Source organism: Paenibacillus sp. 1011MAR3C5 (genome assembly GCF_003591485.1).
Classification (GTDB): domain Bacteria; phylum Bacillota; class Bacilli; order Paenibacillales; family Paenibacillaceae; genus Pristimantibacillus.
Window position 1 is genome coordinate 318,482 of record NZ_QZCF01000005.1, and the last position, 15,573, is coordinate 334,054.

Here is a 15,573-nt window from a genome sequence, read left to right on the forward strand (position 1 = left end):
CAGATGGGAGGAGCAATTATGATGATGTCAGGCGTAATTTTGGCGGGCGGCAATCACCCCCGCATGAACGGTCGCAACCGGGCTTTTCTGGAGGTGGACGGGGAAATTATGCTTCATCGGCAAATCCGTGAGATGCAATCCTGCTGCAGCGAGATCACAATTGTCACCAACGATCCGCAGCCGTTTCTTCGCGTTGTTGACCGGGATATCCGCATCATAACCGATTACTTTATCGGTCATGGGCTGCTGAGCGGCATGCATGCCGGGCTTGCGCTTGCAAGGCACCGGCATGTGTGGCTGCTCGGCTGTCATATGCCATACCCATCCGCTGACGCCGCCAAGCTGCTCTTGACGCAGATGCAGGAAGGGCTGGACGCCGTTATTCCATGGGTGAAGGGCAAAGCCTATCCGCTGCATGGCGTCTATGACCGATCCAGCGCCGAGCCGATTGAGAAGCTGCTTAAAGGCGGTTACTCCAGCAAGTCCGCATTACTCAATCAAATCAAGTGGCAGAGGGGCAGTGAGTGGCTCTTCCAAGAGAACGGCATCCCTAGCGGATTCGTTCAATCGATTCAGACGGAGGAAGATTATGAACGTATCGTGCGCAGCACAGTGAAAACAGGTTAGCCTGCTGTGAGCAATGTCATAGAGAAGCGTGCGGGAACATCGTAAGATTACCTTATAACGGAGGTGTTTCATATGGCAATGACAGAGAAGCAAATCACGGACCGGTCCGGCACACCTGAAGCCTGGCGCGGATTCGTGGTAGGAAGCTGGCAGAAGGGGGTTGACGTTCCGTCCTTCATCGAACACAACCTTACGTCCTATGAAGGTGACGAGAGCTTCCTTGCAGGTCCGACGGAGAACACGGAAGTCTTATGGAATCAGGTTAGCCAACTGCTCAAGGAAGAGCGCGAGCGAGGCGGCGTACATGATATCGACGTCCATACGGTGTCTTCGATTACGTCGCATGCGCCGGGCTATATTGATCAGTCCAAGGAGAAGATTGTCGGCTTGCAGACGGACGCTCCGCTGAAGCGCGCGGTTCAGCCGTACGGCGGCATCCGGATGGCGGCAGATGCTTGCGATGCATACGGCTACAAGCTGGCGCCAGAGCTGGAGGAGCTGTTCACAACCATTCGCAAAACGCATAACCAAGGTGTATTCGACGCTTATACAACAGAGATGCGTGCCGCTCGCAGAGCAGGCATCATTACGGGCTTGCCTGACGCATATGGGCGCGGACGCATTATTGGCGATTATCGCCGGGTCGCCCTGTACGGTGTAGATCGACTGATTGCCTCGAAGAAGGAAGAGCTGCTCCAGCTGGAAGTGGACGCCATGACGGAAGAGGTTATTCTGCTTCGGGAAGAGCTCTCCGAACAAATTCGCAGCTTGGCGGAGCTGAAGAAGATGGCTGCCGCATACGGCTATGATATTTCCGCACCGGCAGAGAATGCGAAGGATGCGGTGCAGTGGCTGTACTTCGCTTATCTTGCCGCGATCAAAGAGCAGAATGGCGCGGCGATGAGCTTGGGCCGGGTGTCCAGCTTCCTCGATATCTATATCGACCGCGATCTGAGAGAAGGCGCATTGACGGAAAGCGAAGCCCAAGAGCTGGTCGACCACTTCGTCATGAAGCTGCGGATCGTGAAGTTTCTGCGCACACCGGATTACAATGAACTATTCAGCGGCGATCCGACCTGGGTCACCGAAGCGCTTGGCGGCATGGGATTGAACGGCAAGACGCGCGTCACGCGCAACTCCTTCCGCTTCCTGCATACGCTCTATAATCTCGGACCTGCGCCGGAGCCGAACTTGACGGTGCTTTGGTCGACACAGCTGCCGAAAGCGTTCAAGCGTTATTGCGCCCGCGTCTCGGCAGAGACTAGCTCCATCCAATACGAGAATGATGACCTGATGCGTCCGCACTTTGGAGATGACTATGGCATTGCGTGCTGTGTATCGGCCATGCGGATTGGGAAGCAGATGCAGTTCTTCGGCGCACGCGCCAACCTGGCGAAGGCACTTCTCTACGCGGTCAACGGCGGAGTAGACGAGAAGCTGGGCGGGCAGATCGGACCTGCCATTGCGCCGATTACGTCGGATGTGCTTGATTATGAAGAGGTGAAAGCGAAGTTCGATATTGTGCAGGATTGGCTGGCAAGGCTGTACATGAACACGCTGAACGTCATACACTATATGCATGACAAGTACTGCTACGAGCGGATCGAGATGGCGCTGCATGACCGGGATATCGTGCGGACGATGGCTTGCGGCATTGCCGGTCTCTCAGTCGTGGCGGACAGCTTAAGCGCAATTAAGTACGCGAAGGTGCGCCCAATTCGCAACGAGCAGGGCATCGCGGTAGACTTCGAGATTGAAGGCGACTTCCCGCAATACGGCAACAACGACGACCGCGTTGACGATATCGCCGTCGGACTTGCAGAAGGCTTCATGAACAGGCTTCGCAAGCATAAGGCTTATCGCAATGCGATTCCGACGATGTCCGTGCTTACGATTACTTCGAACGTGGTATATGGGAAGAAGACCGGCAGCACGCCTGACGGCCGCAAAGCCGGAGAGCCGTTTGCGCCGGGGGCGAATCCGATGCATGGCCGTGACCGCAAAGGGGCGCTTGCATCCCTGGCATCTGTCGCGAAGATTCCGTATACGCACAGCCTGGACGGGATATCCAACACGTTCTCGATCATACCGAAGGCGCTGGGCAAAGCCGATGATGAGCGTGTCTCCAACCTTGCAGCCTTGCTCGACGGCTACGCCTTAAGCGGCGGTCATCATCTGAACGTGAACGTCTTCAACCGCGAGCAATTGCTGGATGCCATGGAGCATCCTGAGCAATATCCGCAGCTGACAATCCGCGTATCGGGGTATGCCGTCAACTTCATCAGGCTTACCAGAGAGCAGCAGCTGGATGTCATCAACCGTACGTTCCACGGCGAGGTGTAAAGAGGCGTGAACGTCATCATGAGAGGAGCGTGACCCGCATGAAAGGCCGGATTCATTCCATCGAAACGTTCGGTACCGTGGACGGACCAGGCATTCGCTTTGTCCTGTTCATGCAGGGCTGCGCATTGCAGTGCCGGTTTTGCCATAATCCCGACACCTGGGACACTTCCAGCGGACGACAAGTAACGGTAGACGACATCTTACAGGAGCTTGAGCCCTATTTGCCCTATTACCGGGCATCAGGCGGAGGCGTAACGGTGACAGGAGGGGAGCCTACTCTACAGGCCCCCTTCGTCGCCGAGCTGTTCAAGGCATGCAAGGAAAGGTACGGTCTGCATACAGCCCTCGACAGTTCAGGCTTTTGCGAGCCGAGCCATGCGGCAGAGCTGATGCGCTACACAGATTTGGTCTTGCTTGATCTGAAGCAGATGAATAGAGAGAAGCATCAATGGTTGACCACACAGCCTAATGAACGCATCATCGCATTTGCGCAGTGGCTATCGGCCCGGAAGCAGCCGATGTGGATCAGGCATGTGCTGATCCCCGGCGTGACGGATCATGCAGCAGATCTGCAAGCGCTAGGCGAATTTGTTGGCAAGCTGTCAGCGGTCGAGAAGCTGGAGCTTCTGCCCTATCACCGGATGGGTGTATACAAGTGGCAGCAGCTTGGTCGTGAGTATACGCTGGACGATGTGCAGTCTCCGACGGAGCGGGAGGTCAACCGCGCCAAAGGGATCATCGAGGCCGCCAGGGAGCGAAGCGCTTTGCTCGCATAATGCAACCAGGGAGATTACGGATGCTGCTGGTTCTTTTACCTGATCATTATAGCAGTACCCCTTCCAAGATATAGGGGGTAATTCCCCCAAAAGATCAGTGAAACCCCCGATGTACCCCTGACCCCTCTGAAGGTATGATAAGAATATAAGAACCGCTCGGAGGGAGAGGAACGAAATGGGTATGAAGGTGAGGCAACCGGAAGGACTTGCGCCCCTGCTGTCGCAAGAGAGCTTCGAGAAGCTGCAAGGCATTATGTATGTCCGGCACTTCGAGAAAGGCAGTTGTTTATTCTGGGAGGGCGACGCGGCCAATCATCTCTATTACATTATGGATGGACGTGTCCGCACCACGAAGTCGGCAGACAATGGCCGGACATTGACCCTATATCTTCATCAACAGGGCGACTTAATTGGACAGATGGACCCGTTTCAGGACTCGGTGCATAACTTCAGTGCCGAGGTTACGGAGGATGTCCAGGTTGGTGTCATTCAGCGTAAGGACCTTGAGGTGCTGCTGTGGCAGAACAGCGACCTAGCCATTGAGTTTATGAAGTGGATGGGCCTTATGCACAGGCTGACCCAGACGAAGTTTCGCGATCTCATTATGTTCGGCAAAACCGGAGCGTTATGCTCGTTGCTCATAAGACTTAGCAATTCGTACGGCAAGGAGATAGAAGACGGCATCATCATTGATCTGAAAATCAACAACACAGAGCTGGCCGACATGATCGGCGCGACTCGCGAGAGTGTCAATCGCATGCTGAGCGAGCTGAAGAAGGATAACGTCATTTACAATCAACACGGCCATATGGTCATTAAGGATATCGCCTATTTGCGGGAAGTATGCCATTGCGAGAACTGCCCGAAGGAAGTTTGCCGCATGTAGGGTAATAAGGAGGAAACGACGATGAGCGAAAAAGCATTTGTGATGATCAAACCAGACGGTGTAGAACGAGGACTAATCGGTGAAATCGTCAATCGATTTGAGAAAAAAGGTCTGAAGCTTGTAAGAGCCGAGCTGAAGTCTGTCGATAGAGCAGTAGCAGAGGCACATTACGGCCATTTGCGGCATAAGCCGTTTTTTGAAGAACTGGTGGAGTATATTACTTCCGGGCCTGTATTCGCCATGATTATTGAAGGCGTGGGGGCCGTTCAAAACTCTCGTTCCCTGATCGGTCCGACGAACCCGGCGGAAGCCCCTCCTGGCACGATACGAGGAGATTTCGGACTCGATGTTGCAGCCAACGTCATTCACGGCTCCGACTCAGTGGATAATGCCAAAGTGGAAATCGAAAGATTTTTCAGCAAGTTCGACTAAAGTGTGAGTGTCTTCATTAAGTGCGTCATACTAGCGGGAGGTCATGCGATATGGCAACGAACATTAAGGTTAACGTTGTGACGGAGAATATGATCAAATACTGCTACACTTGTCCGGAAGCGCATAACTGCGACACGGAAGAGAAATGCATCGCATGCTGGGAAGAGAAAGGCATCATCACAAAAGAAGACCTGGAGGAGACGGTAACAACGGAGAAGCTGCTAAAGCTGTATGCGGAATAGCGGTTAATCGGCATCGTTGACTGTCTTATAGAATTATTACAGCAAGATTAAAAGGACATGTCCCGGAAGTCATTTGACGATAAAGGACGGTGTCCTTTTTGCTGCTCGTCGGATCAGTCTGACACAATATCTTGTAACAACCTACCCACATGTTGTTGTATCGCCATATCGGTATCTACGAATTTCAATTCTAGAGCCTTTGCAAGCAACACGCCTAACGTGCTTTTACCAGCCTCGAACATTCCTGCAAGAACGGTATTTCTCACTTAAGCCTTGCCTTCATTTTCCTTAGCCGTCTTCTCATAATAGCTTTTATAGAAAGCGATCCATTAACTTGTATTCTAGTGAACCATATCGGTGCGAGTTTTCATGTTGACGAAGGAACGCGGGTGCAACTCTATATGCGCATATTATCCAGAAAACGGGAAAATATAGTATGAAAAAGAATGAGGAGAATCTGCCTTGAAAGTAATCGACCAGGTGATCCTGCGCTTAGGCCAAGATTCCGACTTCATACGGTTTCCTACCAGGATGGCAGGGGAGTCGGTGGTATTGCTCGGCTATCAAACCTTTTTCGATTTTGCCGAGACACTGCGCCATCTTCAAGCGCAATCAGCGCGAATCGCAGATACCGATTGGGAAAATTCATCACCGCTTATCTATGGATTAGGCGAGATTCTTGACGATCCGGAAGCAGACTGGCTGGTTTCTCTCTTAATGCGCGGGCAACTGCTGATTTGGTTTGAAGCCAAAGACAGGATCATCAGCTACACGCCAACGGCCCGCACATTGTCTCGAAATATCGAAGCGCCGATGACCGAAAACGTTGTGCGAGGTTCGATCAGTGCATTTGTCGAAGATCTGGACACGAATATCGGACTGATTCGCAAGCATGCGGCTGCCGAGGACTTGAGGACGCAATCGTATTGGACAGGTGAGGACAAGCAGAAGCAGATCGTCGTCATGTATCGGGAGAGATGCGTCAATCCCGGACTGTTGAAGGGCGTGATTCATAAGCTGGAAGCAAATATAGGCATGAACACGCAGAACCTGCAAAGTCTGAGTAATATGCTCGGTTTCAATCCTTGGACCAGTGTGACGAAGTTCAACTCGACCGAGCTGCCACAAGAGGTGGAGAGGGCGCTGCAAAAAGGGAAAGTAGTGCTTCTGTTGGATCGGTTCCCGTTCGCGCTTATTGTACCGAGCCTTCTCACGGATATGTTCGTAGTGGAGAATGACCGAAACTTCCCGCTCATGTTCATGTATTTGATTCGTTTCCTTCGTATTGTCGGTGTACTTACCAATGTAATTATTCCAGGGTTGTATGTATCTCTTGTTTCTGTAAACCCGGATTTGCTGCGTATCGAGATTGCCTTGACGATTGCGAGAAGTCGGATGGATGTGCCTTACCCGTCGCTGGTCGAGACGCTGTTATTGCTCATCATCTTGGAGCTGATTATCGAGGCCAGCATCCGGCTGCCCAAGAGCATCGGTCCTACTCTGACGATGGTAGGCGGCATCATATTAGGACAGGCTGTCGTCAGCGCCAAGCTGGTCAGCAATATTCTCATTATTGTGCTGGCTGCGACGACTATATCCAGCTCTACTGTGGTCGGATATCATAATTCGCTCACGATCCGCGTTTTCAAATATTTGATCTTATTTCTCTCTGCCGGATTCGGCTTGTTCGGACTGGTAGCGGGGCTTATTCTCATATGCGCTTATATGGCGAGCGTTACATCATTTGGCATTCCTTATGTGCATGTGATGAAACCGAGCGGTGATTCGAATGGTTAAAACAGGGCAGGTCATAGCCGTATTCTTGCTCAGCCATATCGGGATCATCTTTTTCTTTTATCCAAGCCTAATTATCGAAAGCGCCGAAAGCAGTCACTGGCTGCCCATTGCGGTAAGCTTCCTCTTCTTTCACATTATGGTCGGAATCTATCTGAAAGGGATCAGATCCTTCGGCGGTCAGAAAAGCATTATTTCAATCCTGCAAGAGAAAGGAAGAGTCGTCGCGCTTGCCATGCTGCTTCCGGTCGCCGTCTACTTTACCGTCGTGTCCATCATTACGCTCCGCGCGTATGCCGAAGTTGTGATGGCGCTGTTCCTCACCAGCACGCCGCTTTGGGCGATCATGGCGCTGCTTCTTGGAATTGCGGTATATATTGCCTATCTAGGGCTGGAAGCGATACTCCGCACCGCCTTGCTTGTCGTCTTGCTAGCCGCTCCTATTGTCTTGTTTGTTCTGTTCAGCTCATTCCAGAATGCCGATTGGCACTATGTGTTTCCGCTGCTGGACAAGGAAGCCTTGTCGTTTTCCTTTCTGGGCCATACCGCATTCTACAAAAGCATGCTTTCCTTCAGCGGCGGATTTCTGTTCCTCGGATTTATCCAGCCTGCCGTATCCTACAAGCCGTCAAGGGTGCTAATCGCATGCATCTGCATGCTTCCCGTTCTGCTCGTATCGGTCTATATTCCGATATTGACCTACGGAAGAACGACTGCGGCGCTGTTCAATTTGCCATTTCTGGAGACAGCGGAGACGGTCGAGATTACATGGCTGATGTTCGATCGCGTATCGATGTTTTTTATGGTGTGTTTGATCTCGTTCATCATGCTTCTGCTTGCGCTCATTATCTGGATGATCGTACGTATGCTGCGAATGGCGGTCCGTACGCCGGCTTGGATGCCGCTGCTCCTTCTTGCTGCGGTCATCTATCTGGTTTGTTTATTAATTCCGGACTGGCATGTGCTGGATCGATTGCTCTGGTGGAACGCGATTCCGCGTATCTATTCGATTATCGTTCTGCCAATCGTTCTGGCAGTGATGGGCTACCATTACACGAGGAAGAGGAAAGCGGGGGCTAACGGATGAGGAAGCATCGACTCAGGCGCGTTGTGGCGCTGCTGCTGCTTATTGCAGGGATAGGGACGCAGACGGGCTGCTGGGACAACAAAGACATCAATCACCGCTCGCTTCCCGTGGTGATGGGCATCTCCAAGACCGAAGACCTGTATACCGTCGTCCTGCAAATTCCCGAGCCCAGCCAAAACTCGAATATGGGCACAGATTTCCGGTTTGTGCAATCAACAGGCAGTACGATCAACGAGATCGTAGACCGGATCGGCGCCAACATGGAGACACAGATGGATCTCCTTCATCTGAAGGTGATCTTAATTGAGCAGGGATATGCGGAGGAAGGCATTAACGATGCCGTGTCCGCGTTTATGCGAACAAACGTCATTTCTCCGCGAACGATGGCCGTCATCTGCGATGAGCCAATCGAGCATTTCTTCTCAAAAATCAAACGGTATAGCCAAAATAACGGCACCATATTGGAGGATTTCTTCCAATTCAACGCCGGATGGAGTCCACAGGTGGCGCAGTCGCGAATGTGGGAGCTGTTCCGAAGCATACACTCGTACACACATGACGAAGCCATTCCGATCATCAAGTCAGGCAGCGGCACAGTCATCGAGACGAGGGGAAGCGGCATTATCAGGAATGGAAAGATGGTGGGGCGGCTATCTGCGAATGAGACATTGCTGGCCAATATCTTCAACGGGTTGGATGTAAAGGGCAAGATCGAGGTGATGAACAGCGCGACCGTCCAAATTGTAGGCAACCGGATTCGCAATAAGAGCTCCATGGAAGACGGCATTCCGGTGCTGAGAAGCAGCATTCATTTGAAGGTAACGCTTCTGGAGATGAAAGGCAATCCGACGAAAGAGCAGATCAAAGAACAGCTGCAAGCGAATCTGGAGGAGAGGCTCAATAGCGTGCTGCGGAAAATGAAGGCCGATCAAGCCGACATTCTGGGACTTGGCCAGCTATTCCGCAACAAGCTGACACGGGATCAGCTGCAGGCATGGCGTACCGATTATTTGCCGCATCTCAAGACGGACATTACCTTTGAAGTATCCATCGAAAGTGAAGGAGACTTGAAAATGGGGGCATAAGGCCGGAGGATTCGATACTTCCAGGAGAAGGACTGGTCCAGGTAAGATCAGAAGTTCCCGGGCCGGTCCTATTTCCGTTGGATTAATCTTAGACACGAATGAAAATATAGTCAATATTATCGTTTAAAAAGTTTATTTATTGACTCCTTGCGAATTTACGATTATGATCTACCTATATAGTTTTTATACAGATACATATAAAAAGTGTGGATTCCATAGGAAATGAGGTTGAGATAAATGATAGAGATTAGTGAAAATGCAACTGAGCAGATCCTTGAGATGCTGAACAGTTTGAATCTAGAGCAAATGTATCTTCGTGTAGGAGTCGTCGATGGAGGCTGCAGCGGCTTGTCCTATGACCTGCGATTCGACGATCAGCGGACGGAAGAGGATATCTTCTTGTCCATGAACGGCTTTCAGATGCTTGTGGAGTCCAGAAGCATGCCGTTTCTTGAGGGTCTGAAGATCGATTATCAAAGGCAGGGGATGACCGGAGGCTTTACTATGGACAATCCAAATGTGAAAGCCAGCTGCGGCTGCGGAGCAAGCTTCCGGACCGCAACGTACAGAGGAACCGCCAAGAAATGTTAACAACATCGTATTAGAAGGGAATGCAAGTCATGATTATAGAGAACGAACAAGATATAGTAGACATGCTTATTATCGGAGGGGGACCAGCGGGGATGTTCGCCGCCTTCTATGCCGGCATGCGCCAATCCAGCATGAAAATTATCGATAGCATGCCGCAGCTCGGCGGACAGTTGGCCGCTCTTTATCCGGAGAAAAATATATATGATGTCGCGGGATTTCCTGCGGTTACAGCCGGGGAGCTGGTATCGCGCTTGGAGCAGCAGCTACGCCTGTTCCCTGTACAAGTGCATCTGGAAGAAAAGGTACAGCAGGTTGTGAAGGAAGAGGAGCGGCGGTTCAGAGTCGTTACAGATAAAGGCGTCCATTATGGCCGCACGGTTATTATTGCTGGCGGAGTAGGCGCGTTCGAGCCGAGACAACTGGAGCTTCCTGAGGCAAGGAGCTACGCGGGCAGGGGGCTGTATTATTTTATAAGCGACCTGCAAGCTTTCGCCGGACAGGATGTAGTGATCTGCGGCGGAGGGGATTCCGCAGTCGACTGGTCGCTTATGCTGGAGCCGATTGCGAAGAGCGTTACGCTCATTCATCGCAGAGATAAATTTAGAGCCCACGAGCATAGTGTGGAGCAGCTCATGAGGTCCAGCGTGACGGTCATGACTTCGATGGAGGTTAAGGAATTATCCGGTGAGGAACGGTTGGAGCAGATGACTGTTGCGAGCAGCCGCACTGGCGAGGAAATAACGCTCTCCTGCAGTTCGCTTATTGTGAATTACGGATTTGTCTCATCGCTTGGACCGATTGCAGAGTGGGGAATCGAGGTTCAACAGGGCTCTATTCGAGTAGATTCCAGAATGGAGACAAGCATTCCGGGGATTTTCGCAGCAGGAGACATTACGACGTATCCCGGCAAGCTGAAGCTGATCGCGGTCGGATTCGGCGAAGCGCCAACGGCGGTCAACAATGCTAAGGTGTATATTGATCCACAGGCGCGATTGTCGCCCGGACATAGCAGTCATATGAAGCTGAAGTGACCTATATAGCACAAGAAAACGGCGAGTTCCCGATCGGGAACTCGCCGTTGTTGTAGGTTAAAGAGCTTGCTGTCGAAGGCTGTCATTCGTCTTGCAGTCGTCGGAGCAGTAGCCCTCATGCGTCTCCAGACAATTCTCACAGACCAAATGCTGATGATGACATAGATCATCAGCACAGTTAATGTAGTGATCAGTGGGACTGTCGCAGTGATGGCACTTGCCGACAGTGATGTTTTCCTCCGTCTGGTTAATACGGACAGAGATGCGCTCATCGAATACATACATTTTGCCATCGAAGAGACGTCCCTGCACGACCGGGTCCTTACCGTAAGTGGCGATGCCGCCATCGAGCTGGGCAACATCGTTGAAGCCTTCATTCATCAAAACGCCCGTAAGCTTCTCGCAGCGAATGCCGCCTGTACAATAGGTAAGGATGGTCTTGTCTTTGGCATCCTTCAGGTTGTTGCGAATCCATTCCGGGAACTCGCGGAAAGACTCTACTGTAGGACGGATGGCTCCGCGGAAATGGCCAAGATCGTATTCATAGTCATTTCGTCCATCGATAATAACGACGTCGTCCCGCTGGAGCTGCTCGTAAAATTCCTCAGGCGACAAGCGCTTGCCGCTAGTGACATTCGGGTCGAGCGGTGTAGGGTAACGCAGCGTGACGAGCTCCTTCTTGGGACGAACAAACAATTTCTTGAAGGCATGCTGATCGGTTTCGTCGACCTTGAAGACCATATCCGAGAATAGGGGATGGCTGCGCATATAGGCGATATACGCATCCGTCTGCTCCACAGTACCGGACAATGTGCCGTTAATGCCTTCTTCAGCGATAAGAATTCTTCCTAATACCCCCAGTTCCTTGCAATAAGCAAGATGCTCCGCTGCGAATGCCTCATAATCCGCAATGGTTACATATTTGTAGTACAATAATATTCGGTAAGGCTGGTTTGATTCCATGTTCTGTACACTCCTCATAAGTTGACGCCCGCATGATCCAACAGATGGATTGCAGCGTTTCATTCGTTGTAAATAACCAGGTCGCACTAAGCAGAGCTGCGAATCTATATAATCAACATAGTGAATACTATTATATATAAAGTAGATGCGCAGGAACCGGTGTGGTCCATCTATTGCACATGATCGGATGGAGATTTCTTCCGAATGCGGTATACGCATTTCTTGCCTTGCTTGGCCAGGCACTCCGTCCGTTTCACCTCGGCGCCGAGCAGCGATTCGAACAGCCGAAGCTCGCATGTGCAGGCATGATTGTAGTTGTTGGCTACTTGATAGATCGGGCAATTGTATTCCGTTAACTCGTATACATCATCCGAGGTTTTCTCCCAGGTGGCCATGTATCCGTTGTTGCTCTGAATCTGGGCCAAGGCTGCAATCCGGCTCTCCAGGTCCTTGCCGTCCAGATTGGGCAGATATCGCTTCTGCATAGATACTTGCCTTAGATCGAACAGATGATTGACCATCTCTTCGCCGGCTTCTTCCTTGAGCTCGGACAGCAAATCAAGCGCAACGGCATGATACCGCTTCGGGAAAAAATCCTCGGCTTTCTCCGTCAAGCGATAGACGGATACGGGGCGTCCCATCGGCTGCCGGACTGTCGTATATTCGATCAGCTCTTCCTTCTCCAGCACGGCGAGATGCCTGCGGACGGCCATTCCGGTAATGCCAAGCTGTTCGGTAATATCTTTGGCACTTAATTCGCTTTGGGTTTTGAGCATTTTCATAATGATTTCTCGTGTGGATAGTTCTAGATCCTCTTTCACTACACTTCACCTCCCGCATAAGAATAGGCCCCAACATAAAAAAGAGTAGGGAGATTGAAATAGAGTCCTTAGACCTTATCCACGTAAACCTACATCATCTATATTATATATAAAAGATGAAGCTATGTATACTAATGAGCCACTCAAGGCTCTCATAACTCCAATTGTAAATGATGACAATTGCGGCATTCCGTGTATTGGAGCATATTTGACGGTGATTCCATTAGAGTTTGAAGTCTGTATTTACATCCATCGATTAGAATTGTATGTTGAAGTAACAGAAGGAACCTTATTATGGAGGGTTAGCGGCAATGCCCTTTCATTCCCTCTTGATATGTTCGTAACCCAAGTGATTCCTTCACGTATATAGTGGTGAGCATGATCCGACGGATCGGTCAAGGCAGAATAGCCGTGACCGGCCGTCTATGGGGCGACCTCATCTGTCCGAATGGAACATGTTGATCAAATTATCATAATAGAAGTTGAGGGAACCCACTGTATGAATGAGACGATTATGGATGATGCCGATGCATGGTATCGGCGGGCGGAACAGAAAGCCGCTCACTACTTTGCTGAATTGCACAGGCAGATGACCGGCAAGTCGTATGTACCTGCACTTACAGAAGATATTCGCCAATGGAAAAGAAATCCGATCCACCAAACAGTGCTGTCGCTGATGGCGCGAAGCGCACGCAAGCCGGACTCCCGTCATTATGACCGTTATATCCAGTGGCTGAAGTACACGGGCAAGCTGGATGATTATTTGGATCGAAGCGTTTCTTATATTTATATGAGAGATTTGGGCCAGGCGCTTGATGCTCCGAGGACCCAGCAGAAGATACGCAAGGTAGTTAATGAGGTTAAGGAAAAACTGATCAGATCCTCGAAGCAGGGCGAGGGAGGTCAAGCTGATGAGTTAAGCTTGGCAAGCTTGTATCGCTGGGCTCAGAAGGAAGGTGTCGAGGATGCCGCGATTTGGGTCATGGATAAGCTGAAGACCGTATCCTCGAGATTGCCGGAGGAGATGAACGCTGATCATGCCTTGCGCAAGCTGATCAAGATCATCGTCGGAGTCGTCCTGCATGTTACGGATGAACTGGACGAGGAGGAGGATCCGGTTGAACGTTCCAGAAGGCTTGATGAAGCGATCAGGATAGGCTATTCCTATGGCCTGACCTACCCCTTTATCGATGATTTGCTGGATTGCGGTCTTCTTGATGCGAAGGAGAAGCAGCAGTACTCGGAGATGATTCGCGTCTCGCTTCTGCAAGGAGCGGTGCCTGAGCACTGCGACTGGTCAGGCTCGAACCGGGAGCTTGTTCGATACGTTCATGCGGAGCTTCGCGAAGCATTTAACTACATTAAATATTATCAGAAGCCAGAGAGATTGCAGACGTTCTATGAACAGTCTTATGTGTTTTTTCAATCCCAGGACATGGATAGAAGCAAGGTGCTGACCAACCCGGCCTATACGAATGAGGAGCTGTATTACCCCATCATTCTGAAATCCGCTTCCTCACGCTTAATTGTCAGAACCGTTCTGAGTGCCTCCGAGGATGAAGGCTTCGACCATCATACCTTTTACTACGGCATCTATAATCAGCTGGCGGATGATTTTGCCGATGTATTCGATGATATGCGAGACGGTGCTGTCACACCATATACGTATTACCTCAAGTATCGTGATCAGCGACCGGATCTGATCAATCCGTTCGAATTGTATTGGACCGTCACTGCTCATCTGATCCATCATGTCTACCAGGGCAACAGCAAGACGAGGGATGTCATGCTGGATCGGGCGATTAACGGGCTGAAGCGCTGCAAGGAACGGATTGGCATGGATAAGTATAATGAAATGATGGACATCTTGACATCCGGCCATCCGGAATTCAACCGCCTAATTCAGCACATGGTACAAAAAGCGGATGACGTGGATTTCTATGATAAGCTGCTACGAGATCGGTTGATTGATGTGTTGAAGCGCAATCGCCAGGAGAAAGAGGCTTTCTACGATACATTCGAATCCGTGCGGGAGGGGATCAACCACCATCTTCTCATTCCCGCCGACACAGCTATTCCGCCGATGAAGATTTCTCTTATTGATGCTGCCAACCACAGCCTTGAGGGAGACGGCAAGCGTCTGCGTCCCGTATTAGCCTGGGTGATGGGCGTACAAGTGTATGGGCTGCCGCCATCTTCTCTTACGCCGCTTATACGTTCGCTTGAATATATGCATACTGCATCTTTGATCTTCGACGATCTTCCGTCGCAGGATAACGCGTCGATGCGAAGAGGGAAGCCAACCCTCCATCAGGTGCACGACAGTGCGACAGCGGAGTTGACGGGATTGTATCTGATTCAGAGAGCAACGCAGGAGCAGGCGTCTCTTACGGATTTCGATCCGAAGGCGGTATTGTCCCTGATGAGATACTCCTCCCAGAAGGCGGGAGAGATGAGCATGGGCCAAGCGATGGACCTGCAGTACAAAGGCATGGCGCTGACGCTGGAACAGCTCCGGGCCGTGTCCTATTACAAGACGGGCATCGCCTTCGAAGCTTGTCTGGTCATGCCGGCTATTCTGGCACAGGCAGATGACACTGAGATGGAGAGACTGAAGGCCTTCGCCTATCATGCGGGAATCGCCTTCCAGATCAAGGACGACTTGCTGGATGCGGAGGGAGATACGCTTACGCTTGGCAAGCCTGCCGGGAAGGATACAGACAACAATATATCTTCCTTCGTGGCCGTCCTTGGCCTGGATGCCGCCAGAAGAGAGATGTGGGAGCATTATTGCGAGGCTATGGATGCGCTCAGCGAGATGGGGCGGCCCAGCGAATTCTTGAAGCAGCTGCTGCATTACATGGTGAGCCGGGATCACTAGAAAGAGGCGTGTAT

General features: G+C 51.1%; 15 protein-coding genes. 12 read left to right on the plus strand and 3 right to left on the minus strand.

What is annotated here, in order from left to right; translation table 11 throughout:
• The first annotated feature begins 18 nt into the window (after positions 1–18).
• From mobA to D3P07_RS17385, 6 genes are all read left to right on the plus strand, one after another.
• Complete coding sequence (gene mobA, locus D3P07_RS17360; protein ID WP_259391557.1) at positions 19–627, plus strand: molybdenum cofactor guanylyltransferase; 609 nt, start codon at positions 19–21, stop codon at positions 625–627.
• Between the two features lie 72 nt (positions 628–699).
• On the plus strand, positions 700–2,970 hold the full coding sequence (pflB, locus tag D3P07_RS17365; RefSeq protein ID WP_119801510.1) for a formate C-acetyltransferase: 2,271 nt from the start codon (positions 700–702) through the stop codon (positions 2,968–2,970).
• A 38-nt stretch (positions 2,971–3,008) separates the two neighbouring features.
• Positions 3,009–3,746 (plus strand): pyruvate formate-lyase-activating protein, encoded by a 738-nt coding sequence (gene pflA, locus D3P07_RS17370; RefSeq protein ID WP_119801511.1) that lies wholly within the window; start codon positions 3,009–3,011, stop codon positions 3,744–3,746.
• A 175-nt stretch (positions 3,747–3,921) separates the two neighbouring features.
• Positions 3,922–4,632 (plus strand): Crp/Fnr family transcriptional regulator, encoded by a 711-nt coding sequence (locus D3P07_RS17375; RefSeq protein WP_119801512.1) that lies wholly within the window; start codon positions 3,922–3,924, stop codon positions 4,630–4,632.
• Between the two features lie 21 nt (positions 4,633–4,653).
• Positions 4,654–5,064 carry a nucleoside-diphosphate kinase gene (ndk, locus tag D3P07_RS17380; RefSeq protein WP_119801513.1) on the plus strand — a complete coding sequence of 137 codons (411 nt, stop codon included), beginning with the start codon at positions 4,654–4,656 and terminating at the stop codon, positions 5,062–5,064.
• Positions 5,065–5,114: 50 nt separating this feature from the next.
• Entirely contained in the window at positions 5,115–5,306 is a 192-nt protein-coding gene (locus D3P07_RS17385; protein WP_119801514.1) for a hypothetical protein, read from the plus strand.
• Positions 5,307–5,419: 113 nt separating this feature from the next.
• Here the strand turns inward: D3P07_RS17385 and D3P07_RS17390 are convergent, their stop codons facing one another.
• Positions 5,420–5,548 carry a shikimate kinase gene (locus D3P07_RS17390; protein ID WP_119801645.1) on the minus strand — a complete coding sequence of 43 codons (129 nt, stop codon included), beginning with the start codon at positions 5,546–5,548 and terminating at the stop codon, positions 5,420–5,422.
• A gap of 220 nt (positions 5,549–5,768) precedes the next feature.
• Between D3P07_RS17390 and D3P07_RS17395 the strand changes: the two genes are divergently transcribed.
• The 5 genes from D3P07_RS17395 (at position 5,769) to D3P07_RS17415 (ending at position 10,894) form a co-directional block, all read left to right on the plus strand.
• The gene (locus D3P07_RS17395; protein WP_119801515.1) at positions 5,769–7,103 is read left to right on the plus strand and encodes a spore germination protein; all 1,335 of its coding nucleotides are present in this window, start codon (positions 5,769–5,771) and stop codon (positions 7,101–7,103) included.
• Positions 7,096–8,187: a GerAB/ArcD/ProY family transporter gene (locus D3P07_RS17400; RefSeq protein WP_119801516.1), complete on the plus strand. Its 1,092-nt coding sequence runs from the start codon at positions 7,096–7,098 to the stop codon at positions 8,185–8,187. Before D3P07_RS17395 ends, D3P07_RS17400 begins: the two co-directional genes overlap by 8 nt.
• Positions 8,184–9,272 (plus strand): Ger(x)C family spore germination protein, encoded by a 1,089-nt coding sequence (locus tag D3P07_RS17405; protein ID WP_119801517.1) that lies wholly within the window; start codon positions 8,184–8,186, stop codon positions 9,270–9,272. Before D3P07_RS17400 ends, D3P07_RS17405 begins: the two co-directional genes overlap by 4 nt.
• A gap of 237 nt (positions 9,273–9,509) precedes the next feature.
• Positions 9,510–9,863: a HesB/IscA family protein gene (locus D3P07_RS17410; protein ID WP_119801518.1), complete on the plus strand. Its 354-nt coding sequence runs from the start codon at positions 9,510–9,512 to the stop codon at positions 9,861–9,863.
• Positions 9,864–9,892: 29 nt separating this feature from the next.
• Complete coding sequence (locus D3P07_RS17415; protein WP_119801519.1) at positions 9,893–10,894, plus strand: NAD(P)/FAD-dependent oxidoreductase; 1,002 nt, start codon at positions 9,893–9,895, stop codon at positions 10,892–10,894.
• 57 nt (positions 10,895–10,951) lie between these two features.
• On the opposite strand, the gene trhO is transcribed toward D3P07_RS17415, so the two are convergent.
• Together trhO and D3P07_RS17425 are read right to left on the minus strand one after the other, a co-directional pair.
• Positions 10,952–11,857, minus strand: a complete 906-nt coding sequence (gene trhO / locus D3P07_RS17420; protein ID WP_119801520.1) for an oxygen-dependent tRNA uridine(34) hydroxylase TrhO — start codon at positions 11,855–11,857, stop codon at positions 10,952–10,954.
• A 170-nt stretch (positions 11,858–12,027) separates the two neighbouring features.
• Positions 12,028–12,678: a helix-turn-helix transcriptional regulator gene (locus D3P07_RS17425; protein ID WP_119801521.1), complete on the minus strand. Its 651-nt coding sequence runs from the start codon at positions 12,676–12,678 to the stop codon at positions 12,028–12,030.
• A gap of 499 nt (positions 12,679–13,177) precedes the next feature.
• Between D3P07_RS17425 and D3P07_RS17430 the strand changes: the two genes are divergently transcribed.
• Complete coding sequence (locus D3P07_RS17430; RefSeq protein ID WP_119801522.1) at positions 13,178–15,559, plus strand: polyprenyl synthetase family protein; 2,382 nt, start codon at positions 13,178–13,180, stop codon at positions 15,557–15,559.
• Positions 15,560–15,573 lie beyond the last annotated feature (14 nt).

Excerpts from the sequence above, each read along its gene's own strand:
- mobA (WP_259391557.1), top strand. The coding sequence starts at position 19 with ATGATGATGTCAGGCGTAATTTTGGCGGGCGGCAATCACCCCCGCATG.
- pflB (WP_119801510.1), top strand. The coding sequence starts at position 700 with ATGGCAATGACAGAGAAGCAAATCACGGACCGGTCCGGCACACCTGAA.
- pflA (WP_119801511.1), top strand. The coding sequence starts at position 3,009 with ATGAAAGGCCGGATTCATTCCATCGAAACGTTCGGTACCGTGGACGGA.
- D3P07_RS17375 (WP_119801512.1), top strand. The coding sequence starts at position 3,922 with ATGGGTATGAAGGTGAGGCAACCGGAAGGACTTGCGCCCCTGCTGTCG.
- ndk (WP_119801513.1), top strand. The coding sequence starts at position 4,654 with ATGAGCGAAAAAGCATTTGTGATGATCAAACCAGACGGTGTAGAACGA.
- D3P07_RS17385 (WP_119801514.1), top strand. The coding sequence starts at position 5,115 with ATGGCAACGAACATTAAGGTTAACGTTGTGACGGAGAATATGATCAAA.
- D3P07_RS17390 (WP_119801645.1), bottom strand. The coding sequence starts at position 5,548 with ATGTTCGAGGCTGGTAAAAGCACGTTAGGCGTGTTGCTTGCAAAGGCT.
- D3P07_RS17400 (WP_119801516.1), top strand. The coding sequence starts at position 7,096 with ATGGTTAAAACAGGGCAGGTCATAGCCGTATTCTTGCTCAGCCATATC.
- D3P07_RS17405 (WP_119801517.1), top strand. The coding sequence starts at position 8,184 with ATGAGGAAGCATCGACTCAGGCGCGTTGTGGCGCTGCTGCTGCTTATT.
- D3P07_RS17410 (WP_119801518.1), top strand. The coding sequence starts at position 9,510 with ATGATAGAGATTAGTGAAAATGCAACTGAGCAGATCCTTGAGATGCTG.
- D3P07_RS17415 (WP_119801519.1), top strand. The coding sequence starts at position 9,893 with ATGATTATAGAGAACGAACAAGATATAGTAGACATGCTTATTATCGGA.
- trhO (WP_119801520.1), bottom strand. The coding sequence starts at position 11,857 with ATGGAATCAAACCAGCCTTACCGAATATTATTGTACTACAAATATGTA.
- D3P07_RS17430 (WP_119801522.1), top strand. The coding sequence starts at position 13,178 with ATGAATGAGACGATTATGGATGATGCCGATGCATGGTATCGGCGGGCG.